This is a genomic window from Paraburkholderia sp. XV (assembly GCF_020177535.1).
Classification (GTDB): Bacteria; Pseudomonadota; Gammaproteobacteria; order Burkholderiales; family Burkholderiaceae; genus Paraburkholderia; species Paraburkholderia caribensis.
This window is the reverse complement of record NZ_JAGUUD010000016.1, coordinates 1-24,041: the sequence shown is the minus strand read 5'-3', so window position 1 is coordinate 24,041 and position 24,041 is coordinate 1. Positions and strand designations below refer to the sequence as shown.

Below are 24,041 nucleotides of genomic sequence, written 5' to 3'. Positions count from 1 at the left end.
ATGACACGATTCACCATCAATGGCCAGGCCGTCTCCATGGATGTCGAGGAGGACACACCGCTCTTGTGGGTGATCCGTGACGATATCGGGTTGACCGGGACGAAATTCGGCTGCGGCATCGGCATGTGCGGCGCATGCACCGTACATGTTGGCGGGAGGGCGACGCGCTCCTGCATCACGCCGGTTAGCGCGATCGACGGCGCGCAGGTGACGACGATCGAGGGACTCGATCCCGCGGGCGAGCATCCGGTGCAAAAGGCCTGGCAAGCGCTGCAGGTGCCGCAATGCGGCTATTGCCAATCCGGGCAGATCATGCAGGCCGTAGCCTTGCTCAAGGATTTTCCGTCCCCCACCGACCAGGATATCGACGCGGTCATGTCCGGCAATCTCTGCCGTTGCATGACGTATGTGCGCATTCGCGCGGCGATCAAGCAAGCTGCAGCAGCCCTACGGAGTGACGCAACACATGACTAGGCCGCGCTTCATGTGCGAGGGTGCCCGACCGTTCACCCGCCGCGACTTCCTGATCGCCACGCTAGGCGCGGGAGCCGCGTTCGGGTTTTCAGGCGTCGCCGCCACTGCGATGGACCACACGGCGACCGACGGGGTGCCGCCACCTGCCGCTGTCGATCTCCGGTTCGAGCCGACCGTGTGGTTCTCCATCGACGGTGACGGCATCGTCACCGTCAACATCATCCGCGCAGAAATGGGCCAGCACGTCGGCACCGCGCTCGCCCGTATTCTGGCCGACGAGCTGGAGGCCGATTGGGATAAGGTCCGAATCATCCATGTCGACACGGATCCCAAATGGGGGTTAATGGTGACGGGCGGAAGCTGGTCGACCTGGCAGACGTGGCCGGTCTTCAGCCACGCGGGTGCGGCCGGCCGGATCGTCCTGATCGAGGAAGGCGCGAAGCTCCTGGGCGTGTCGACGGCCGACTGCGCCGCCCGTGCCGGCGCGGTTGTGGCAGGAAGCCGTTCTATCGCGTATGGCGACATCGTTAAACGCGGTAATCTCGATCGCCGCTATACACCCGAGGAACTGGACAAACTGCCGATCAAGCCAGCTTCCGAGCGCCGTCTGGTGGGCAAACCGGTAGCCGCGCTGGACGTCCCCGAGAAGACGAACGGCACTGCGCGCTATGGCATCGACGCGAAAGTAGCCGGCATGGTCTACGGCAGGCCCAAGATCCCACCGACGCGCAACGGATCGAAAGTGAACTCGTTCGACGACAGCCGGGCGCGCAAGGTGAGAGGCTACATCAAGACCATCGTGATCGACGATCCGTCGGACACGGTGCCAGGCTGGGTGATGGTTATCGCGGAGAGCTATCCTGCTGCGATCCGGGCAGCTGATCTGATCACCGTCAACTGGACGCCTGGCCCCGGCGCAACCGTATCCGAGAAGAATATTCTGGATCACGCCGTTCAGCAGATCGGACGGGCGGATAGCGGCGTGCTGCTCGACACCGGTAGCGCCGATACGGCTGCGGCCTTCCGCGCAGCCAAATCGACACTGGAGCAGACATACACCACCGCGACCGTGCTGCATTTCCAGCTCGAGCCGTTGAACGCGCTCGCGTTCGAGAAGGACGGCATCTTTGAAATCCACACTGGCAACCAGTGGCAAAGCCTGATCCTGCCGACGCTCGCCAAGGCGCTCGACCGGCCACAGACGAGTATCGTATTGCGTACCTATCGGGTCGGCGGCGGCTTTGGCCGACGGCTGAACGGCGACTACGCCGTGCCCGCCGCGCTCGCGGCGAAAGCGCTGAGCCGGCCGGTGAAGATGGTGCTGACTCGCTCAGACGACGCACGTTTCGATTCAGTCCGCTCCCCCTCGGTGCAGACATTGCGCATGGCCTTCGGGGAGGATGGCCAGGTGACGGCGATGGAGCATGCCGCCGCTGCGGGGTGGCCCACCCAGATCATGGCAGCCTTCTTCATGCCGAAGGGGAAGGGTGGCGCACCCTATGATCCATTCGCCATTTCAGGCGCGGATCATTGGTATGAGGTCGGCGCACAGAAGGTCCGCGCTATTTCGAACGATCTTGCCAACAGCACATTCCGTCCCGGCTGGCTCCGTTCGGTGGGACCGGGTTGGACCAATTGGGCAGTGGAAAGCTTTATCGACGAGGCTGCCCACCACACGAAAACCGATCCCGTTGCCTTCCGTCTGAAGCTACTTACGGCTGAAGGGCGCAACGCCGGTTCTGCACCGAACTCCGTCGGCGGGGCGCACCGGCAGGCGGAGGTCGTTCGCCGAGCTGCCGCGCGCGCCGGCTGGGGCGCTGCGTTGCCGCCCGATACTGGCCTCGGCCTTGCCACCAGTTTCGGTCAGGAACGCGACATGCCGACCTGGTCGGCATGCGCGGCCCGCGTCCGCGTCGACAGGCAAACGGGTGTGGTCACGGTGGAGAAGCTGACGATCGTAATCGACGCTGGAACCATCGTCGATCCGGGAAGCGCGCGCGCGCAGATCGAAGGCGGCGCGCTTTGGGGGCTCAGCATGGCCCTGTACGAAGGCACCGTATTCGAGAACGGCCAGGTGAAGGACACCAATCTGAATACTTACACGCCGCTGCGCATCGGCGATGTGCCGGATATGGACATCAGTTTTGTGGAGAGCACCGAGGTGCCCGTCGGCTTGGGCGAGCCAGCGACAACCGTCGTTGGCCCCGCCATCGCAAACGCAATTTTTGTCGCCGTGGGGGCTCGCCTTCGCCATATTCCCATCACGCCGGAAGCGGTGCGCCTTGGCATTTCGAACAAGGGGTAATCGTTTCATCCTTTGCCGCGCGAACCCGGTTCACCAACGTCTTCATCATGCATGGCGATCAATGCCGCGACAGGCGCCAATGTGTCGACGAGGCGTTCGCTTTGCTATCCTGAACGCTTCGCATCATGCAGAAACCACGCAAGATCCGTTTCTGCTCCACTTACAAGGCGCGACAGCTCACTGCATTGCCCGCCATCTCCCGGGCCACCTTCGCGCCAGAACGCAGGCGTTTTCAGCGCTTCCTGCCATTCACCGCAACGGCGCGATACCTTCCGCAACGCCGGCCGGCATGCAGATGTGCTTGATTTCCGTGAAGTCGGCGAGGGCATCGTAGCCGTGCAGGCGGCCGAGACCGCTTTGCCGGTAGCCACCCGTTTCCGCTTCGGCAAAGAGCTTGTTGTGATCGTTGATCCAAACCGTGCCATTGCGCAGCGCGCGCGCGATGCGAAACGCGCGGGCGCCGTCGTTGGTCCACACGCTCGCGGAGAGGCCAAATACGGTGTCGTTGGCTCTGTCGATTGCCTGCGCTTCAGTGTCAAACGTCTCCAGCGTGACGAATGGTCCGAAAATTTCTTCCTGACAGAAGAATGCTTTCGGGTCGCGGTGTTCGATGAGCGTTGGCGAGAGGAACGCGTGTCCTGAGCGCGTGCCGCGCAGCAGTACGCGATCGGCTTCGTCGCAGGCGCGGGCAATGGTTTGATCGACTGCGTCGCGCGTGGCCGCGTCGATTAGCGGACCGATGTCCATTGCCTCGTTGATGCCGTCGCCCACTTTCAGCGCTTCGAGCGCACGCGTCAGATGCTCACGCATCTCCGCCGCTCGCCGGGCATGTACGAGCACCCGCCGCGCAGCAGTGCATTGCTGACCTGAGATGATCGTCGCGGCTCGCGCGATACGCGGCGCGATCGCGGCGACGTCCGCATCCTCGAAGACGACGCAGCACGACTTGCCGCCGAGTTCCAGCGAGAGCTTCTTCATGCTTTCGGCGGCGGCCGCCATGATCTTCTTGCCCGTCGCGGTTGATCCCGTGAAACTCACCACGTCGACGTCATGTGACTCGACCAGCCGTTCGCCTGCCGCATAGCCGATCTCGTTGACGAGGTTCACTGCGCCCTTCGGCAGCGCGGTCTGCTCGAAGCAGCGCAGCATGGCTGCGATAACTAGCGGGGTCTGTGGGGCGGATTTGACGATTGCCGTGCAGCCGGCGGCGAGCGCGGGCGCGAGCGAGCGCACCAGCAACACCGCGGGCGCATTCCATGGCACGAAGATGGCCGCGACGCCAGCGGCCTCACGCAGCATTGTCGAGATTGTTCCCGGCTCTGGTTCCAGCACGTGCCCCGCGATGTGCCGAGCGAGTCCCGCGTAATATCGGACCTCGGAAATCGCGGCGGCGACCTCTCCGCGCGACTGCGCGATTGCCTTGCCGTTTTCGCGCGTAAGCAGGGTCGCAAGCGGCTCGCGTTGCGCATCCAGTGCGCCGGCCCATGCGAGCAGCACGTCCTGACGCAGGCGCGCGTCCTGTGCCCACGTCGTGCGGTCGAACACCTTCCGTGCCGCGGCGATGGCCGCATCGGCTTGCGCCGCCCCGCCGTCGGCGAACTGGCCGATGCTTTCGCCCGTAGCGGGATTGATGCTGTCGACCGAAGGCACGCCGACCCATGCGCCGGCTATCCAGTGTGGTGCTTTCATGCAGTTTCCTTGGAGATAAGAGGGGCGTTCGTGACGGATGCGTTCGACACGCGATGCAGTTCGTCGGCGATGATCTCGATCAGCGTCTCGGCCGCAGCGGACAACGGCCTGCGCGGGTGGCTCACGCGCACGATATGCCGCACGATGCGTGGCGCGAGAATCGGATGGGCCCGCAGTGTCCCACGCTGCACGGCCCGCCCAACGGCGATGCGCGGCAGGATCGTCGCAAAGCGGGTGCTCTCTACGAGCTTCACGATCGTGCTGAGCACGTCGATTTCGAAACGCGGCGCAAGCAGCACGTCTTCGTGCTGTGCGGCGGTATCGAGCACGCCGCGCAGGCCGTGGCGCTTGGTCGGCAACACGAGTTCGAGTTCGGGCAACTGCGCAAGCTCGATCGTGTGCGGCAGGTCAGGGCCGTGCTCGACGCTCGTCGCCAGCACCATTTCTTCATCGAGCAGCGTCTGCGAATCCAGCGATAGGCGCGCGCGGGGCTTGTTGATGAGGGCCGCATCGAGTTGGCCACCCGCGACCCAGTCAATGAAGGTCGCGGTGAAGCCGTCCGCCACCGTCACTTCGACATGCGGATAACGCGCATGAAAGCGCGAGAGCGAATCGGCAAGCACGCTCTCCGTCACCGATGCGATGAGCCCAATGCTCACATGCCCCGTCACCACTTCGTCGCGCTGCTGAAGCTGCTGCCGCGCGTGCGCAAGGTCGCGCATGATCGGCAGAAAGAGCCGATACATCAGGCGTCCGGCGGCCGTCGGCGCCATGCCGTGCGCGCCGCGCTCGAATAATTGCTGGTGCAGCTCTTCCTCCAGCTTCGCGATCTGCATGCTGAGTGCGGGCTGCACGATGTTCAGCCGTTTGGCCGCGCGCGTGACCGATCCGTCCTCGAAGAGCGCGATGAAGTACTGGATTTGCTTGAGGTCCATTTCTCGTTCGGATTTGTATCAGTAAGACTAATAACATTCGACCGCGTTATCAGTCTGTGATCGCAGGCCGGGCTTACTGGCAATTTCATGAAATGCCCTGTGCTGTGCGCAGAGATGCCACCCGTGTATTGATATCGGCATGAAAGACCCGTGTCATTGGGGCTAACGCTGATATCAACATTAATGATCCAAGACATCAAAAAACAATATTAGAACTTATATCGCGATCTCGCTACGCTTCATTCATCCCTTGCCGCGGCGCTCCGGCTGCAAAAACGCAAGGGACTGATGGAGACGCAGATGAATATTCGCGACGCCGCGACGCACGGCACCCTTTCCACCTTTGCTCTTCCGTGGGCCTCGAATCGTTCAGAGACGTCAGCGCTCACGCTGCGCGACTGGCTCGCGCATCTCGCGAAGACCGGCCGCCTGGCGACCATCGAGCGGCCGGTTGCGCTCGAGCACGAGCTCGCCGCGATCGCCAAACGGCTCGACGGTACGCAGGCCGCTTTCTTCACGCAGCCCGGCGGCAAGGGCGTGCCGGTCGTCTCCGGCTTCATGTCGAAGCGCGGCTGGATCGCGGAGGCGCTGGGCGTCGAGGAAGCGGGCCTGCTCGCGCGCTTTTCGGCGGCGGTCGCGCAGCCGGTCGCATCGCGGGTGGTCGATCGAGCGGACGCGCCCTGTCAGGAGATCGTGCATACGAACGGCATCGATCTGCACGCATTGCTGCCCATTCCCACCCACAGCGAACACGACAACGGCCCGTACATCACCGCCGGTCTCGTGATCGCGCGCAATCCGCGCACCGGCGTGCAGAACGTCTCGATCAACCGCATTCAGGTGCACGGCCCCGATCGCATGGCGATCCTGTTGCTGCCGCGTCATCTCTACGCATTCCAGCGCGACGCGGAAGCCGCGGGCGATGCGCTCGACGTCGCCATCGTGATTGGTGTCGATCCCCTGACGATGCTCGCGTCGCAAGCGATCACGCCGATCGATCACGACGAACTCGAAATCGCGGGCGCGCTGCACGGTGCGCCGCTGCCTGTCGCGCGATGCGTGACGAGCGGCGTGCACGTGCCGGCGTTCGCGGAGATCGTCATTGAAGGGCGCATTCTGCCGAACGTGCGCGAGCCGGAAGGTCCGTTCGGCGAATTTCCGAAGTACTACAGCGCGAAGGAAGCACGCGAAGTCATCGAAGTGACGGCCGTCACGCATCGGCGCGATCCCATCTTTCATACGATCGTGCCCGCCGAAATGGAGCATCTGCTGCTCGGCGCGATTCCCCGCGAAGCCACGTTGCTCGCGCATCTTCAGCGCAGCCATCCCGCCGTGAAGGACGTGCATCTGTCGGTGGGCGGCGTGTGCCGCTATCACCTGTGGGTGCAATTCGACAAGAAGCGCGAAGGCGAAGCGAAGAACGTCATCCTGTGCGCGTTCGGCGCGCATTACGACATCAAGCAGGTCGTCGTCGTCGATACCGATGTGAACGTGCACGATCCCGCCGAAATCGAATGGGCGATCGCGACGCGCTTCCAGGCTGATCGCGACCTCGTCGTGATAGCAGGCGCGCAAGGTTCGCCGCTCGATCCATCGACGACGGTGGGTCAGCCCGACGATGCGCCGTCGCATCTGCAAGGCGTCAGCGCGAAGATGGGTCTCGATGCGACGCGCCCGGTCGTGTATCCCGAGCATGTGTTCACGCGCGTGCGCATACCGGGGCAGGACACGGTCGACCTGCACGCACTCGTCGCCGCTGACAACAGCGCGTTCGACGCTTATGTGTCGCGCGATCATGGCTGAACGAAAGAAGCGCATCGTCGTCGGCATTTCGGGCGCAAGCGGCGCGGTGATCGGCGTGCGTTTGCTCGCCGCGTTGCGCCGGCTCGGCACGCACGAGACGCATCTCATCGTGTCGTCGTCGGGCGCGGTGACGGCCGCACAGGAACTCGGCTTCACGCGCGGCGATCTCGAAGCCGTTGCCGATGTCGTGCACAACGTACGCGATATCGGCGCGGCCGTGGCGAGCGGATCGTTTCTGACGGAAGGCATGGTGATTGCGCCATGTTCGATGAAAACGCTCGCGGGCGTCGCAAACGGCTTCGCGGACAACCTGCTTACGCGTGCCGCCGATGTGATGCTCAAGGAGCGCCGCCGCCTCGTGCTGGTCGCGCGCGAAACGCCGCTCAATCTCGCGCATTTGCGCAACATGACGCTCGCCACGGAAATGGGCGCGATCGTGATGCCGCCGGTGCCCGCGTTCTACGCGCATCCGCAGACTATCGACGATGTGGTCGATCACACGGTCGGGCGAATTCTCGATCTGTTCGGCATCGAGCACGACGAGATTGCCCGCCGCTGGAGCGGTCTCGCAGATGAATTCGGCGGCGGCGCCGCACGAGGAGTAACGTCATGAATCAGCGCGAAACCGCATTTGCCGACATGGACGCGCGCGTCGCCGGCAACCAGGCGCGCGAAGCGACCGCGCCGCAGCGTCACATCGGACGCTCGATGGAGCGCCTCGAAGACCCGGCGATCCTGACGGGCCGTGGCCGCTATGGCGATGACATCGCTGTCAAGCCGGGCACGCTGCACGCCGCGATTCTGCGTTCGCCGCACGCGCACGCGGACATCCTGTCGATCGATGCGCAAGCCGCGTCGAAACTCGCGGGCGTGCGCGCCGTGCTCACGCGCGACGATTTGCGTCCGTGGTCGAGACCGTTCGTCGTCGGCGTGAAATCGCCGATGGAACAGTGGGCGCTCGCGATGGACCGCGTGCGCTACGTCGGTGAGCCGGTCGCGGTCGTGATGGCCGAATCGCGTGCGCTCGCGGAAGACGCGCTCGATCTGATCAAGGTCGACTACGCGGTGCTCGATCCCGTGACGTCGATTGAACAAGCCGCGAAGGACGACGCGCCGGTGCTGCACGAACGCGTCGGCAGCAACGTCATCAGCGACCGGCATTTCCGCTACGGCGAGCCGGAAGCGGCCTTCGAGCGCGCGCCGCATCGCGTGAAGCTGGTCGCGCATTATCCGCGCAACACCTGCGCGCCGATCGAGTGCGGCGTGGTCATCGCCGAGTATCTTTCGGGCGACGAAGGCTACGACGTCACGTCGAATTTCATGGGGCCGTTCTCTCTGCACGCGGTCATGGCGATGGCCTTGAACGTGCCCGCCAATCGGCTGCGTCATAAGGCCCCGCGCGATTCCGGCGGCAGCTTCGGCGTGAAGCAGGCCGTGTTTCCATATGTCGTGCTGATGTGCCTCGCGTCGCGCAAGGCGGGCGCGCCGGTGAAGTGGGTCGAGGATCGTCTCGAACACTTGAGCGCGGCGACATCGGCGACGGCCCGCCTCTCGACCGTTGAAGCCGCCGTCGAAGCCGATGGCCGCATCGTCGCGCTGTCCTACGACCAGATGGAAGACGTTGGCGGCTACGTGCGCGCGCCCGAGCCCGCGACGTTCTACCGGATGCACGGCTGCCTGACGGGCGCGTACGCGATCCCGAATCTGCTCGTGCGCAATCGCGTCGTGCTGACGAACAAGACGCCGACGGGGCTCGTGCGCGGCTTCGGCGGGCCGCAGGTGTACTTCGCGCTGGAGCGGCTGATTCAGCGCATCGCGATCGAACTGAAGCTCGATGTGCTCGACGTGTATCGCCGCAACTTCGTTCCCGCCGATGCGTTCCCGTATCGCGCGGCGGCGGGCGCGCTGCTCGATTCGGGCAATTATCAGGAAGCGCTGCGCCGTTCACTCGACGAAGGCGGATACCGGGAACTCGTCGCGCGCCGCGACGCCGCACGCAACGAAGGGCGGCTGTATGGCATCGGCTTCGCGGCGATCGTCGAGCCGTCGGTATCGAACATGGGCTACATCACGACCGTGATGCCCGCCGACGCGCGCAGGAAAGCCGGGCCGAAGAACGGCGCGATCGCGAGCGCGACCGTCAGCGTCGATCTGCTCGGCGGCGTGGTCGTCACGATCGCATCGACGCCCGCGGGCCAGGGGCACATGACAGTGTGCGCGCAAGTCGTCGCCGATGTGCTCGGGCTCGATCCGAAGGACATCGTCGTCAACGTCGAATTCGATACGCACAAGGACGCCTGGTCCGTCGCGGCGGGCAATTATTCGAGTCGCTTCGCGGGCGCGGTGGCGGGTACGGTACATCTCGCCGCGACGCGCGTGCGCGACAAGCTCGCGCGCGTGCTCGCGAAGCAGTTCGACTGCGCGCCCGGCGACGTGCGCTTCGAAGGCGCGCGCATCTTTCCGCACGACGCCGAAGACCGTGGGCTGCCGTTCGCGCGCGCCGCGAGCAATGCGCCGCACTGGGCGCCCGCGCTCCTGCCAGAGGGCGAAGAGCCGGGTCTGCGCGAAACCGTGTTCTGGTCGCCGCCGCACATGGATGCACCCGACGAACAGGATCGCATCAATACATCGGCGGCATATGGCTTCGCGTTCGACATGTGCGGCGTCGAAGTGGATCGCGTGACGGGGCGCGTGCGCGTCGACCGATATGTGACCGTGCACGACGCCGGCACCATCCTCAATCCCGCACTCGCCGATGGCCAGATTCGCGGCGCGTTCGCGCAAGGCGTCGGCGCGGCGCTGATGGAAGAGTTCCGCTATGGCGCGGACGGCAGCTTCCAGTCCGGCACGCTCGCCGACTATCTGATGCCGACGACCTGCGAAGTGCCCGATCCGCTGATCGTGCACCTGGAGACGCCTTCGCCTTTCACGCCGCTTGGCGCGAAGGGTCTCGGCGAAGGCAACAACATGAGCACGCCGCCGTGCATCGCGAATGCGGTGGCGGACGCGCTCGGCGTCGAAGACATTCGCCTGCCGCTCACGCCGCCCCGAGTGATGGCGATGATCGGCATGGACGATCCCGAACCGTCGCGTCCGGAATACCGCGAAGCGGCCGCCACGAAGCCCGCGACGCCAGGCGGCGGGCGCGCGCTGACGGCGCAGGGCGCGGTCGACCTGCCCGCAACACCCGAAGCTGTATTCGCCGTGCTGCTCGATCCGAAGGCACTGGCGAACGTCATTCCCGGCTGTCACGCGCTCGAAGAGACGGCGCCGAACCAGTATCGCGCGGATGTGACCGTCGGCGTCGGCATGATCAAGGCGCGTTTCGAGGCGCGTATCGGCTTGTCGGAGATCGATGCGCCGCGCCGCTTGCGACTCGCTGGCGCGGGAAACTCGCCGCTCGGCAGCGCGCGCGGCAGCGGTCTCGTCGAACTGACGCCGCAAGGCAGCGGCACGCGGCTCACGTACGACTACGAAGCGCAGGTGTCAGGCAAGGTCGCGGCGGTTGGCGGCCGCATGCTCGAAGGCGCGGCGAAGGTCGTGCTGAAGCAGTTGTTCGAATCGCTCGGACGGCAGGCGGCGGGCAAGCCCGTGCAAGCGCATGGATCGTGGATCGCAAGACTCTTCGCACGTTTCAGGGGACACGCATGAAGCCCGCACCGTTCGATTACCTGCGCGCGATGAGCGCGCAAGACGCGCTCGACGCGCTCGCGGAATACGGCGAGGACGCGCGCGTGCTGGCGGGCGGCCAGTCGCTGATGGCCGTGCTCAACATGCGGCTCGCGCAGCCGAAGGTGCTCATCGATATCTCGCGCACCGCCGAACTCGAGGCCGTGCGGGTGGACAAGCAGGCGGGGCACCTCGTCGTGAGCGCCGCGGCGACGCAAGGCAGCGTCGAATGGCGCAGCACGCTCACCGACGAAGCGCCGCTGCTCGCGATGGCCTTCCCGCATATCTCGCACTTTCAGATTCGCAATCGCGGAACCGTGTGCGGATCGATCGCGCATGCGGACCCGAGCGCGGAGTTGCCGCTCGTGCTGTCGGCGCTTGGCGGCGACGTGATGCTGCGCTCGCGAAAGAGGCGCCGCACGCTCGCCGCGCAGGACTTCTTTCAGGGAATGCTGATGACCGCGCGCGAGCCCGACGAACTCGTGGAAGCGGTGCGTTTCCCGCTGCGCAAGGCAGGCGAGCGCTACGCGTTCGCGGAATTTTCCGCGCGACACGGCGATTTCGCGATCGCCGCATGCGCGGCCGTCGTCACCGACGAGTCGATCCGTATAGCAGTGGGCGGCGTCGCGGACCGGCCGGTGACGGAGCAATGGCCGCGTCTGCAGGGCGATGACCTGCGCGGCGCACTGAACGATTTGAGCTGGAAACTGAACGCGCAAGACGACGCGCACATCAGCGCGACATATCGCCGGAATCTGGTCCGGCAACTCGGATTGCGTGTGATCGAGGAGGCAAAGTGAGCAAGATGTCGGACACCATCATGCGGCACGGCAAAGCGCAGCGTATCGCGCTGACGCTGAACGGCCGCGAACGAAGCGGGTATTGCGAGCCGCGCGAACTGCTGTCGGACTTCATCCGGCACGAACTTGGCGCGACGGGCACGCACGTCGGCTGCGAACATGGCGTGTGCGGCGCATGTACCGTGCAGGTCGATGGCGTCGCGGCGCGCTCGTGCCTGATGCTCGCGGTGCAGGCCGATGGGCGGCATATCGATACCGTCGAAGGCCTTGCGCCCGATCAGACGCTTGGCGACCTGCAGCAGGCGTTCCAGCGGCATCACGCGCTGCAATGCGGCTTCTGCACGGCGGGCATTCTGATGTCGTGCGCGGATTATCTGCGGCGCGTGCCGGATCCGTCCGAAGCGCAAGTGCGCGAGATGCTCTCGGGTCATATCTGCCGCTGTACCGGCTACACGCCGATCGTAGCCGCCGTGCTCGACGTCGCGGCGCGCCGCCGGGCCGAGGCAAGCACGGAAGAGGTCGAACATGCTTGATCTCGGCCGCACGTTTCTGCAAAGCGTCGAGCGCAGTCCGAACGCGCTCGCGCTCGTCGATGGCGATGTGCAACTGACGTACGCGCAGTGGCATCGCTTGATCCTGAATGTCGCCGATGGCCTGCGCGAGTTCGGCCTGCAACGCGGCGACCGGCTGCTCGTCGTGCTGCAAAACCGCTGGGAAATGGCGACGCTGCATTGGGCCGGACAGTTTGCGGGCATCGTGATCGTGCCGCTCAACTGGCGCGCAAAGCCGGAGGAAGTCGACTACTGCGTGACCGACGCGGGGGTGAAGGCAATCGTCTACGAACCCGTCAGCGCCGATTCCGTCGCGCAGAGTCCCGCCGCGCAAAAAGTGCCGCGCGTCGGACTCGACGATGCGCCCGGCCGCACCGCCACCTTCGATGCGCTCGTCGTCGAACGAACGGGCAGCGGCGACGTGACCGACACGACGCACGCCACCGCCGACGACATCTCGCTGATCCTTTACACGTCCGGCACGACGGGCAAAGGCAAGGGCGTGCCGCGCCGGCATCGGCATGAACGCGCGGGGGCGCTCGCGCACGTCGCGCAGAACCTGTACAGGCGCGGCGAACGCACGCTCGGCGTGATGCCGCTCTATCACACGATGGGCGTGCGCTCGCTGCTCGCGATGGCCCTCGTCGATGGCCTTTTCGTCTGCGTGCGGCGCTGGAACGCGAAGCTCGCGCTCGAATGCATCTCCCGGTACGCGCTCACCTGCCTCTATCTCGTGCCGACGCTCTATCACGATCTGCTCGGCGACAGCGCGTTCGCGAGCACGGACACGTCGTCGGTCAGAAAGCTCGGCTTCGCGGGCGCACCGATGAACGATGGCCTGCTCAAGCGCCTCTCGGCCGCGTTCGAGCCGGAGCTGTTCGTCAATCACTACGGCTCGTCCGAGGTCTACACGTTCAGCATCGACCAGGACGCGACGAAGAAGCCCGGCAGCGCGGGCCGCGCGGGCATCAATACGCGGCTGCGCGTCGTGAAGCTCGATGCGCTCGCGCCCAATGAGATCGCCGAAGTCGGCGAAGAAGGGCAGATCATCGTGGACCTGCTCGGCGACGAAGCCTTCGAAGGCTACTGGAATCGCCCGGACGCGAATGCGAAGTGCCTGCGCGAGGGCTGGTACTTCACCGGAGACACGGGCTATCTCGACCGGGACGGCGATCTGTACGTGACGGGCCGCGTCGACGACATGATCATCAGCGGCGGAGAAAACATCTCGCCGGTGGATATCGAATCGGTTTTGTCGCTGCATCCCGCCGTCGATGAAGTCGCGGTCGCGGGCGTCAAGGACGAGCGCTGGGGCCAGCGCGTGGTTGCATTCATCAAGCGCCGCGAGTACGTCGATTCCGACTCGCTCGATGCATGGTGCCGCCAGTCCGACCTCGTCAACTTCAAGCGCCCGCGCGATTACGTCTTCGTCGACGATATCCCGAAGTCGCCGGTCGGCAAGATTCTGCGCCGCAAGCTGCAAGCGGGCGAGTACACGCCCGATTCGAAAGCGCAGGCCGTGCAACCTGCAGAAACCACCAAGGAGTAACCCACAATGAGTGATCTCAACCATCGCGGCCAGACGCTGCTGCAAGACCTCGACGGCTTCTCGGTCGAAATCGATGCGCAGCGCGAGCGCGCCGACATCATCCTGCATCGGCCGCCGTTCAACGTCATTTCGATGCACGCACGCGACCAGTTGCGCGCCGTGTTCGAAGCCCTCGACGAGGACGACCGCGTGCGCGTGATCGTCGTGCGCGCGAAGGGCGAGCATTTTTCGAGCGGCGGCGACATCAAGGGCTTTCTGGAAGCCTCGCCGGAGCACGTATCAAAGCTCGCGTGGAACATCGCGGCACCCGCGCGGTGCTCGAAGCCGGTGATCGCGGCGAATCGCGGCTTCTGCTTCGGCGTGGGCTTCGAGTTGTCGCTGGCGTGTGATTTTCGCATCGTCACCGATACGACCTTCTATGCGCTGCCGGAGCAAAAGCTCGGCCAGATTCCCGGCTCGGGCGGCTCGGCGCGTCTGCAGTCGATGGTCGGCATCGGCCGCACGAAGGACATCGTGATGCGCTCGCGCCGCATTCCGGGCAAGCAGGCGTACGAGTGGGGCATCGCGGTCGATTGCGTCGCGGACGCGGAACTCGAATCGGCAACCGATGCGCTCGTCGACGAACTGCGCGCGTTCTCGCCGCTCGCGCAGCGCACCGCGAAGAAGCTGCTGAACGATACGGAAGACTCGCCGCTTTCGATCGCGATCGAACTCGAAGGGCATTGCTATAGCCGGCTGCGCGCGTCGGACGATTTCCGCGAAGGCGTCGAAGCATTTCATGGCAAGCGCAAGCCGGTGTTTCGCGGCAGCTGATATCTGACACGCCGCGCAGCGGACGAGACAAGAGGAGACAACGCGATGGATCGCTTCGACTACGTGATCGTAGGCGGCGGCTCGGCGGGATGCGTGCTTGCGCATCGGCTGTCGGCGGAACCGTCGGTGCGCGTCGCACTGATCGAGGCGGGCACCGACACGCCGCCGGGCGCCGTGCCCGCGGCGATACTCGACAGCTATCCGATGCCCGTCTTCTGCGGCGACACGTATATCTGGCCCGATCTGAAAGCGAAAGCCACGCAGCACGCCGCGCCGCGCGTCTACGAGCAGGGTCGCGTGATGGGCGGCGGGTCGAGCATCAACGTGCAGTCGGCCAATCGCGGCCTGCCGCGCGACTACGACGAATGGGCCGCGAACGGAGCCGACGGCTGGTCGTGGCGCGACGTGCTGCCGTACTTTCGCAAGCTCGAACGCGACGTGAACTTTCCCGGCGGCGAATTGCACGGCGGCGACGGTCCCGTACCGATTCGCCGCATCATGCCGAAGGACTGGCCAGCGTTCTGTCATGCATTCGCGAAGGGTTTGCGCGCGAACGGCTTCGCGGAACTTCAGGACCAGAACGGCGAATTCGGCGACGGCTTCTTTCCGGGCGCGTTCTCGAACCTCGACGACAAGCGCGTGTCGACGGCTATCGCCTATCTCGACGAAGCCACACGCAAGCGCCCGAATCTCAACATCTATTCGAACCTGCGCGTCGAACGCATCGTGATGGGAGGCGCGACGGCGCGCGGTGTCGTCGCGATTGCGGCGAACGGCGAGCGCGTGCGTTTCGATGCGGACGAAGTGGTGCTGAGCGCGGGCGCGTTGCAGTCGCCTGCGATGCTGATGCGCGCCGGGATCGGCGATGCGCGCCAACTCGTGACGATGGGTATTCCGTGTACGGTGGATTTGCCGGGCGTCGGACGCAATCTGCAGGATCATCCTTCGCTCACGTTCTGTCATTTTCTCGAGCCGCGCTTTCGCATGCCGCTCGCGCGACGCCGCGCGAGCATCATGGCCGCGCGCATGAGTTCGGGCGTCGCGGGCTGCGACGAGTCGGATCTGTATCTGTCGAGCGCGACGCGCGCCGCGTGGCATGCGCTCGGCAACCGGCTCGGCCTCTTCTTCCTGTGGTGCAACCGGCCGTATTCGCGTGGCCGCGTGCAACTGGCGTCGCCCGATGCGGCCGTTGCGCCGCGCGTCGATCTGAATCTGCTCGACGACGAACGCGATCTGCAACGGCTCGCCGCTGGCGTGCGGATGCTGGCGCGCGTTGTCGATGCATCGGGTCTGGGACGCGATGCGCGCGACTTCTTTCCGGCGGCTTTCTCGCCGCGCGTGAAGGCGCTGAGCAAGGTCGGAGATGGCAATGCTTTTGTGACTTCGATCCTCGGTGCGCTGCTCGACACACCGGCGCCGCTGCGCCGTCTGCTGATCGACCGCTTCTTCACGCGCGGCCTGAAGATAACTTCGCTGATCCACGACGAGCGCGCGCTCGCCGATTTCATCCGCGCGAACGTGTTCGGCGTGTGGCATGCGAGCGGCACCTGTCGCATGGGCGGCGCGCGGGACCGCGACGCCGTCACCGACGCGCAAGGCCGCGTGCGAGGCACGCGAGGGTTGCGCGTCGTGGATGCATCGCTGATGCCGCGACTGCCATCGGCGAATACGAACATACCGACCATCATGATCGCCGAGAAAATCGCCGACGCGATGGTTGCCCAGCGACGGGCGAGCGTGGCATCGCCGTCCGTTGCCGAGCACTGACGATTTTTCAACCTCGACAAGAGCGCGCATCCAACAAAGCGCGCCTGTGAAACACAAGGAGATGCAAATGTCTGTAGCAGCGCAAGACGGGGCCGCCGTGCTTCCGGTAAATCAGCGGCAGATCATGGGCGCAGTGGTGGCGTCGTGCATGGGCTGGGCGCTCGATCTGTTCGACCTGTTCGTGTTGTTGTACGTCGCGCCGGTTGTCGGGCGTCTGTTCTTCCCGTCCGAACACGCGATGCTTTCGCTCGCTGCGGTGTACGCATCTTTTGCGGTGACGCTTTTGATGCGGCCGCTCGGCTCCGCGCTCTTTGGCTCTTACGCGGACCGTCACGGCCGCAAGGGGGCGATGATCGTCGCGGTCGTCGGCGTCGGCATGTCGACGGCGGCCTTCGGCCTGCTGCCGACCGTCGCTCAAGCCGGCCTGCTCGCGCCGATTCTCTTTCTCTTGCTGCGGCTCATCCAGGGCGTGTTTGTCGGCGGCGTGGTTGCTTCGACGCATACCATTGGAACGGAATCCGTCGCGCCGAAGTATCGCGGCGCGGTATCGGGATTGATCGGCGGTGGCGGGGCGGGGCTCGGCGCGCTGCTCGCCTCCGTAACGTTCCTCGCGATGTCGGCGCTTTTCCCCGGCGATGCCTTTGACGTATGGGGCTGGCGCTGCATGTTCTTCACCGGCATCATCAGCTCGGTGCTGGGTCTCTTCGTGTTCAACAGCCTTGAAGAGTCGCCTCTGTGGAAGAAGCTCGCCGCCGAAAAGGCTGCGAGGGCCACCACGCAGGCCAAGAGCGCGCCCGTCGAAGTCGTGCGCTCGCCGCTAAAGACGCTGTTCTCGCGCGACTATCGCAAGATCCTTTTCGTCAACCTGCTCCTGACGATCGGCGGCGGCAGCGGCTACTACCTGACATCGGGCTACCTGCCGACGTTCCTGAAGGTAGTTAGCCACGCCCCCAACGGTGCCGCCGCAGCGATCCTGATGATCTGCAGCATCGCGGTCGTGATCGCATCGGTCGCGGCAGGGCACCTCAGTACGTTCATCGGCCGCAAGGGTGCATTCGTGTGGATCGGGCTGATCCGGCTCGTCGCGTTGCCCGCGCTATTTTTGCTGCTGCCTACGGCGGACAGCATCGTGATGGTCGGCGTCTATGCAGTCCTTCTCAGCGCGCTCGGCAGCGCCGGCTATGCGCCGATCCTGATCTTCCTGAACGAACGCTTCCCGACCTCGATCCGCGCGACGGGCACGGGCCTCTCCTGGAATATCGGTTTCGCGATCGGCGGAGTGATGCCGACGGCTGTGTCGCTGGTGGCGAAGGACGCGAGCCAGCTGCCGATGACGCTGGCCATCTTCGTCGGCGCGATCAGCGTGATCTTTCTCGTGGGCGCCTTCGTCGTGCCCGAGACGCTCGGCAAGCTCGAAGGCGGTTCCGCGCGCAGTTCCTCCTGAGTCATTGGGCATAACGGCGGACGCCAACGGGCGTACGCCTTTCACAACAGCCGGAGACATCGATGAAATACGAAGAAGACGTTCGTGCGCGTTCCGACAAGTTCCGCGACGAGTATGTCAATGCCACGCCATGGTGGTATCGCGGCGAAATGCACCTCGGCTTCACATTGCTCTTCACCGGCGGCGTGATCGTGTATTGCCTGATGCAGCTTCATGCGCCGACGCTCGCCGAATGGCTGGCCGTCATTCCGCTCTTTCTGTTCGGCAACTGGGCGGAATGGGCGGCGCACCGCTACGTGCTGCATCGTCCGACAAAGTATTTCAGCATGATCTACAAGCGTCATTGCGCTGTCCATCACCGGTTCTTCACGCATGTGACGCTTGAATACAAGGGCCACCGTCACTGGCGCGCGCTGCTGTTTCCGCCTTTTGCGCCCGTTGCGTTCGTGCTGGCGGCCGTGCCGTTCGCGCTCGTGATCGGGTTCGTATTCTCCCGCAACGCAGGCTATATCGCGCTGCTGACGATGGCGGCGTACTTTCTGATGTACGAGGGCCTGCATACGCTCTCACACGTCACCGACAGCCCGTTCCTCGACCGCGTTCCGTTCGTCAACACAGTGCGGCGCCTGCACGCCACACACCATGATCCCGAAGTGATGGCGACGCAGAACTTCAACCTCACGTTCCCGATCTGCGACACGCTGTTCGGCACGCGCAGCGACGTTCCGAGTGGTGCGCGCGAACCGTTGGGACGCGGCCGCTAAGGCGCCTGTTTCCCCAAAACTCCCGTCGTCACGCGCTTTATCTCGTCAGTGATAAACGTGATGAGCGCCTGTGCGGCGGGACCGATCGGCCGCTTTGGATGCCTGACCTGGATGAGACGCCATGTCTGAACGGCATCGAGCAGTTGACAGGCCAGGCTGTCGATCACGTTTTCCGTCAGCGGATTCCACAGCGCCAGACCTCGCCGCTACACCGTTCAATACCTGAATAACTTAACTGAACAGCACTGCGGCTTCGGCCGCTGTTTTCACCGCTGTTTTCACCGCAGTTTTCAAGTTTGCGACAAACGCTCGCGCAGATAAGCGGCCGTGCGGCTTTCTGCCACTTTCGCGACTTCTGCAGGCGGGCCGCACGCAACCGTCCTTCCGCCGTCGTCGCCCGCGCCCGGTCCGATGTCGATCAGCCAGTCGCTGTGCGCCGCGACACGCATGTCATGCTCGACGACGATCACCGTGTTGCCCGCGTCGACGAGACCCTGCAACTGCGTCATCAGCCGGTCGACGTCGGCGGGGTGGAGGCCTGTCGTCGGCTCGTCGAGGATGTAGAGCGAGTCACCGCGCTGCGCGCGCTGCAGTTCGGTCGCGAGCTTGATGCGCTGCGCCTCACCGCCCGATAACTCCGTCGCGGGCTGTCCGAGCCGTAAATAACCGAGGCCGATGTCCCGCAGCACTTGCAGCGCGCGCATGACTTGCGCTTCGTCGGCGAAGAAGTCGCAGGCGGCATCGACCGTCAATCCGAGCACCTGCGCGATGTTCTTGCCACGCCATTCGATTTCGAGCGTCGGCCCGTTGTAGCGCGTACCGTGGCAGGTGGAGCAGGGCGCATACACGCTCGGCAGGAATAGCAGTTCGACGCTGACGAACCCTTCGCCTTCGCACGTCGGGCAGCGGCCTTTCGCGACGTTGAACGAGAAGCGACCGGCGTCGTAGCGGCGTTTGCGGGCGGCCGGCGTCTCGGCGAAAAGCTTGCGCACGTGATCGAAGAGGCCTGTGTAGGTCGCGAGATTCGAGCGCGGCGTGCGGCCAATCGGCTTCTGGTCGACGCGCACGAGCCGCCGGATCGCCTCCATTCCTTCGACGATGTCGCCGCTGGTGGGCTGTGTATCGGCGGCGAGGAGCGGGTCGAGTTCTTCGTCGGCGTCCGGCGTGATCGTGCGGCCGAGGCGTCCCGCGACGAGCTCCGGCAGCGCCTGACTGACGAGGCTCGATTTGCCCGAGCCCGATACGCCCGTCACGGTCGTGAAGCAGCCGAGCGGAAACGCCGCATCGAGTCCGTGCAGATTGTTGCGCGTGATTTTCGCGAGCCGCAACCAGCCTGAAGGCGTGCGGGGAGTGTGCGCGGCACGCTTGTGCGTGGCGAAGAGATGCTTGCGCGTCTGCGACGCTTCGACCTTCGCGAGTCCCGCCGGCGGCCCGCTGTACACCACGTGACCGCCTGCTTCGCCCGCGGCCGGGCCGACATCGACGAGCCAGTCCGCGCGTCGCATCACGCTCAGATCGTGCTCGACGACGAAAAGCGAATTGCCCGCCGCCTTCAGCCGCTCGAGCGCCGTGAAAAGCGCTTCGCCATCGGCAGGATGCAACCCTGCCGACGGCTCGTCGAGCACGTACACGACGCTGAACAGTTGCGAGGCAAGCTGCGTCGCGAGCCGCAAGCGCTGCAACTCGCCCGATGAAAGCGTAGGTGTCGAGCGATCCAGCGCGAGGTAGCCGAGCCCGAGGTCGATCAGCGTCGTGAGGCGTTCGAGCAATTCCTCCGCGATGCGTTGCGCTGCGACGCGCTTCTCGTCCGACATGTTGGGCGTGCGCCGCACGTTCGGCGCCGCCTTGTGCGCGGAGCCGCCCGCTGCGACGCGCTTCTCGGTCGCTTCGCGCATCGCCTGCCTGCCAAGGATTGCGCTGTCGCCGTCGATGCCGTGGGTGTGCGCGGGCAGCTCGCCGCGCGCGATCGGGCCGAGCAGGTCGGCGAGGCGCACGAGCGGCATCTGCGAGAACGCGGCGATGTCGAGTCCGGCGAACGTCACGGACAACGCCTCGCGTTTCAATCGCTTGCCGTGACATGCCGGGCACTCGCTGCCGATCATGTAGCGCGACACGCGTTTTTTCATCAGCGCGCTTTGCGTATTCGCGAACGTGTGCAACACATAGCGGCGCGCGCCGGTGAACGTGCCCTGATAGCTGGGCTCCATCTTGCGCTTGATCGCACGCCGCGTTTCCTCGGGCGTCAAGCCGGCGTAGACGGGCACCGTAGGTGTATCTTCCGTGAAAAGGATCCAGTCGCGGTCCTTTTTCGGCAACTCGCGCCACGGAGTATCTATGTCGTAGCCGAGCGTGACGAGGATGTCGCGCAGATTCTGCCCGTGCCACGCGGGCGGCCACGCGGCGATCGCGCGCTCGCGGATCGTGAGCGTGTCGTCGGGGACCATCGACTTTTCGGTGACTTCGTACACGCGTCCGAGCCCGTGGCACGTCGGGCAGGCGCCCTGCACCGTGTTCGGCGAGAAGTCCTCGGCGTAGAGCATCGGCTGCTTCGGCGGATAGCTGCCGGTGCGCGAGTACAGCATGCGCACGAGGCTGGAAAGCGTCGTGACGCTTCCCACCGACGAGCGCGCGCTCGGCGTGCCGCGCTGCTGCTGAAGCGCGACGGCGGGCGGCAGTCCTTCGATCGAATCGAATTCGGGCACGCCGACCTGGTCGATCAGGCGGCGCGCGTAAGGCGCGACCGACTCGAAGTAGCGCCGCTGCGCCTCGGCGTAGAGCGTGCCGAATGCGAGTGACGACTTGCCGGAGCCGGACACGCCCGTGAATACAACTAGCGCATCACGCGGAATGTCGACGTCGATATTCTTCAGGTTGTGTTCGCGCGCGCCGCGCACGCGCACGAAGCCATCGCGCGCGGTTTCGGGGAAGGGTTTCGGACGGGAGTTCATCCGCTGCGGAGCAGCAATCCGCAGGCCAGCTAGCCGGGCAGCTTCGCCGCGAGCACGTCGATGCGCGCGATTTCGGGCGGCCTGGCAAAGAGGTCCGCGGCTTTCGCCATCAGCGCCTCGGCGACCTTGCCCGCGAGATGCGCCTGGCGGCCAGCTTCGTCGGGAAAAGTATCGAAGATGCCGAACGTGGACGGACCGAGGCGCAGGCCGAACCACGCGATCGTTGCGGGCTCCGCTTCGACGAGCGGCAATCCGCCCATCAGAAAGGCTTCTACTTCCTGCTCCTTGCCCGGCTTCGCTTCCAGCCGGACGAATAACGCGGTCTTGACCATGACATGGCTCCTGTTGCACGCATTGAGGTGGCGGACAATGATACGTGCTCCGCACCGGGTGTATTGATCATAGTGACGCACCGATAAGAACGCGAGGACACGCTGACGGGCAGCCTCGCGCCTACCGCCCGATCCGTCTGGAAATAGCCAAAGCGGCACTTGATTCCGACCACGCACACCATCTCGCCGTTGTGGCGGAGTAACGGCAGCAGGGCCGTGGCCGGGTCAGCCGACACCAGATCGATCAGCGCATCGACCCCGCGGGCCTGAGTCAGGCGCATGAACCAGGCAAGCGCGTCGCCCTGGCCGCACATCTGCACCGCACCCCCTACGCCGCCGCCAGCGCCCGTAATCAGGACCGCCTGCCCTTGGCTGCTGCAGCTTCAGTTTCCTGTGCTCCGGCTGCCAGGCCGTCAGCCCGACGCAAGGGAGCTCGAAATCTCAAAACCCGGACAGCACGATCTTGCCGCGCGCCTTGCCGCTCTCGAGCAAGGCATGGGCGCGGCGCAGATTGGCCGCGTTGATGGTGCCGAAATGCTCCGCCAGCGTCGTGCGCAGTACGCCGGCGTCGACCAGTTCGGCGACCCGGACCAGAATATTGTGCTGCTCGATCATGTCTGGGGTCTGGTACATCGAGCGGGTGTACATCAATTCCCAGTGCAGCGAGATGCTCTTGGGCTTGAGGATCGGCACGTCGAGCGACACGGGGTCATCGATCAGCCCCAGCCTGCCCTGCGGCGCCAGCATCTCGGCGATCTCGACCAGGTGCCTGTCAGTGTGGGTGAGGCTCGCCACGTAATCGACCTCGTCAATGCCAAGGCCGCGCAATTGCGCCGGCATCGGCTTCGTGTGGTCGATCACACGGTGCGCGCCAAGCTCGCGCACCCACTCCCGTGTTTCCGGCCGCGATGCGGTGGCGATCACGGTCAGGCCGGTCAGCCGGCGCGCCAGCTGGGTCAGTATCGAGCCGACGCCGCCGGCGCCGCCAATGATCAGCAGCGTCCCGATCGGGTCTTTGCCATCGCGCACCTGCAAACGGTCGAACAGCAACTCCCAGGCCGTGATCGAGGTCAGCGGCAGCGCGGCCGCTTGCTCGAAGCTGAGGCTCTTCGGCATCGGACCGACGATGCGCTCGTCGACCAGGTGCAGCTCGCTGTTGGTGCCCGCCCGTAACAGCGAACCGGCGTACATGACGCGATCGCCGGGTTTGAACAGGGTGACTTTGTCGCCCACGGCGCGTACCACGCCGGACGCATCCCAACCCAGCACCTTTGGCACCACTGGGGGCGGCAGCACGCCGCCACGGATCTTGGTGTCGACCGGGTTCACCGAGACCGAATGCACTTGCACCGACAGGTCGTACCCGGTTGGCTCAGCCTCGGGCAATGTGGTGTCGGTCAGGGCATCCGGTGAACCGAGCGGGACCGACTCGTTATAGACCACAGCTTTCATACGTACTCCACAAAAATGAAAGTTTTAGTTGCAGCCGGCGAGTGTTGTTCAACACACCAATATCGTCAGGAAACCATAGGGCAATGACGCGCCTGTTGGTGGCGCCTTGCGCTCACTGACGCCCAGTCGTAGTGGCGCAGGTTGATCATCGTATAGGCGGGTATCCTGAATGCGTAGTGGACCGGCTCAGGCGCTGCATAGGCTATGTTTCTGATTAAACATGGGTATCCTGCTCGATTTCATCGTCGACGGTCCAACCATGCCAGGCGGTGATGCGTTTCTTGAGTATGTCGTGATGACATGCCGCGTTCATCTGATGTCTGGGCAAGGCGACGTGCTGCCTGATCGGCCCAAGCATGCGAGAAACGCCTGCGTGCGACGCGCATCGCGAAAGCCGAACATGGGTCGTTCGCGCCTGCGATTCGGCGGATGGCTGCTATCAGCAGGAAATTGCCAAGGTCTGTTAGACCCCGTGATCCAGCTTGCGCGCGAGCTGGGTCTCGCAGGGCCTCGACGGCGACTTTGCCGGGAGCTCGATAGACGACGCCGAGATTGCTTGCCACGACTTCTTGCTCCATTATCTCGGGCGCCCTCGCGAGTCGGTGACCCGTCCGGTTATCTCACCCGCCTCATGTGACGGATCGGGGCGCCCGAAGGAGAGGAGCAGTCGAGCGCCTCGTAACAACTTCCAGCTCTATGCGGCTTTCTTCACGCTGCCGTGCGGATCGATGACGAACTTCTTCGGC

General features: G+C 64.8%; 17 protein-coding genes and 1 pseudogene. 12 read left to right on the top strand and 6 right to left on the bottom strand.

Annotation, left to right across the window (positions count from 1 at the left end; genetic code table 11):
- Positions 1-474 (top strand): (2Fe-2S)-binding protein, encoded by a 474-nt coding sequence (locus KFO72_RS11255; protein ID WP_054931172.1) that lies wholly within the window; start codon positions 1-3, stop codon positions 472-474.
- A complete protein-coding gene (locus KFO72_RS11250) occupies positions 467-2,779 on the top strand; it encodes a xanthine dehydrogenase family protein molybdopterin-binding subunit (protein WP_225032092.1) in 2,313 nt (770 codons plus the stop codon). Before KFO72_RS11255 ends, KFO72_RS11250 begins: the two co-directional genes overlap by 8 nt.
- 249 nt (positions 2,780-3,028) lie before the next feature.
- Here the strand turns inward: KFO72_RS11250 and KFO72_RS11245 are convergent, their stop codons facing one another.
- Positions 3,029-4,468, bottom strand: a complete 1,440-nt coding sequence (locus tag KFO72_RS11245) for an aldehyde dehydrogenase family protein (protein WP_054931170.1) — start codon at positions 4,466-4,468, stop codon at positions 3,029-3,031.
- Complete coding sequence (locus KFO72_RS11240; protein WP_060609122.1) at positions 4,465-5,403, bottom strand: LysR family transcriptional regulator; 939 nt, start codon at positions 5,401-5,403, stop codon at positions 4,465-4,467. Before KFO72_RS11240 ends, KFO72_RS11245 begins: the two co-directional genes overlap by 4 nt.
- A 300-nt stretch (positions 5,404-5,703) precedes the next feature.
- Here KFO72_RS11240 and KFO72_RS11235 point away from each other — a divergent pair, with 300 nt between their 5' ends.
- The 10 genes from KFO72_RS11235 to KFO72_RS11190 all read left to right on the top strand — a co-directional run bounded on the left by KFO72_RS11235 (position 5,704) and on the right by KFO72_RS11190 (position 18,563).
- Positions 5,704-7,206 (top strand): UbiD family decarboxylase, encoded by a 1,503-nt coding sequence (locus KFO72_RS11235; RefSeq protein WP_054931231.1) that lies wholly within the window; start codon positions 5,704-5,706, stop codon positions 7,204-7,206.
- On the top strand, positions 7,199-7,819 hold the full coding sequence (locus tag KFO72_RS11230) for a UbiX family flavin prenyltransferase (RefSeq protein ID WP_054931168.1): 621 nt from the start codon (positions 7,199-7,201) through the stop codon (positions 7,817-7,819). The genes KFO72_RS11235 and KFO72_RS11230 overlap by 8 nt, the downstream gene beginning before the upstream one ends.
- Positions 7,816-10,857, top strand: a complete 3,042-nt coding sequence (locus KFO72_RS11225) for a xanthine dehydrogenase family protein molybdopterin-binding subunit (protein ID WP_225032091.1) — start codon at positions 7,816-7,818, stop codon at positions 10,855-10,857. Before KFO72_RS11230 ends, KFO72_RS11225 begins: the two co-directional genes overlap by 4 nt.
- Positions 10,854-11,675, top strand: coding sequence for an FAD binding domain-containing protein (locus KFO72_RS11220; RefSeq protein ID WP_054931166.1), 822 nt, complete (start codon positions 10,854-10,856; stop codon positions 11,673-11,675). The genes KFO72_RS11225 and KFO72_RS11220 overlap by 4 nt, the downstream gene beginning before the upstream one ends.
- Entirely contained in the window at positions 11,672-12,208 is a 537-nt protein-coding gene (locus KFO72_RS11215; RefSeq protein WP_062918654.1) for a (2Fe-2S)-binding protein, read from the top strand. The genes KFO72_RS11220 and KFO72_RS11215 overlap by 4 nt, the downstream gene beginning before the upstream one ends.
- Positions 12,201-13,775, top strand: a complete 1,575-nt coding sequence (locus KFO72_RS11210; RefSeq protein WP_060609111.1) for an AMP-binding protein — start codon at positions 12,201-12,203, stop codon at positions 13,773-13,775. Before KFO72_RS11215 ends, KFO72_RS11210 begins: the two co-directional genes overlap by 8 nt.
- A gap of 6 nt (positions 13,776-13,781) precedes the next feature.
- Positions 13,782-14,588 carry an enoyl-CoA hydratase/isomerase family protein gene (locus tag KFO72_RS11205; protein ID WP_054931164.1) on the top strand — a complete coding sequence of 269 codons (807 nt, stop codon included), beginning with the start codon at positions 13,782-13,784 and terminating at the stop codon, positions 14,586-14,588.
- Positions 14,589-14,633: 45 nt separating this feature from the next.
- Complete coding sequence (locus KFO72_RS11200; protein WP_225032090.1) at positions 14,634-16,355, top strand: GMC family oxidoreductase; 1,722 nt, start codon at positions 14,634-14,636, stop codon at positions 16,353-16,355.
- Between the two features lie 67 nt (positions 16,356-16,422).
- Positions 16,423-17,799, top strand: a complete 1,377-nt coding sequence (locus KFO72_RS11195; protein WP_054931230.1) for an MFS transporter — start codon at positions 16,423-16,425, stop codon at positions 17,797-17,799.
- Positions 17,800-17,861: 62 nt separating this feature from the next.
- Positions 17,862-18,563, top strand: a complete 702-nt coding sequence (locus KFO72_RS11190; RefSeq protein ID WP_225032089.1) for a sterol desaturase family protein — start codon at positions 17,862-17,864, stop codon at positions 18,561-18,563.
- On the opposite strand, the pseudogene KFO72_RS11185 reads toward KFO72_RS11190, so the two are convergent.
- The 4 genes and pseudogenes from KFO72_RS11185 to KFO72_RS11170 form a co-directional block, all read right to left on the bottom strand.
- A pseudogene (locus KFO72_RS11185) lies at positions 18,560-18,679 on the bottom strand (LysR family transcriptional regulator); the annotation flags it as partial. The gene KFO72_RS11190 and the pseudogene KFO72_RS11185 overlap by 4 nt on opposite strands.
- A 174-nt stretch (positions 18,680-18,853) precedes the next feature.
- On the bottom strand, positions 18,854-21,511 hold the full coding sequence (locus KFO72_RS11180; protein ID WP_054931161.1) for an excinuclease ABC subunit UvrA: 2,658 nt from the start codon (positions 21,509-21,511) through the stop codon (positions 18,854-18,856).
- A gap of 29 nt (positions 21,512-21,540) precedes the next feature.
- Complete coding sequence (locus KFO72_RS11175) at positions 21,541-21,843, bottom strand: putative quinol monooxygenase (protein WP_060609100.1); 303 nt, start codon at positions 21,841-21,843, stop codon at positions 21,541-21,543.
- Between the two features lie 441 nt (positions 21,844-22,284).
- Positions 22,285-23,295 (bottom strand): zinc-binding alcohol dehydrogenase family protein, encoded by a 1,011-nt coding sequence (locus tag KFO72_RS11170; protein ID WP_225032088.1) that lies wholly within the window; start codon positions 23,293-23,295, stop codon positions 22,285-22,287.
- Between the last annotated feature and the right edge of the window lie 746 nt (positions 23,296-24,041).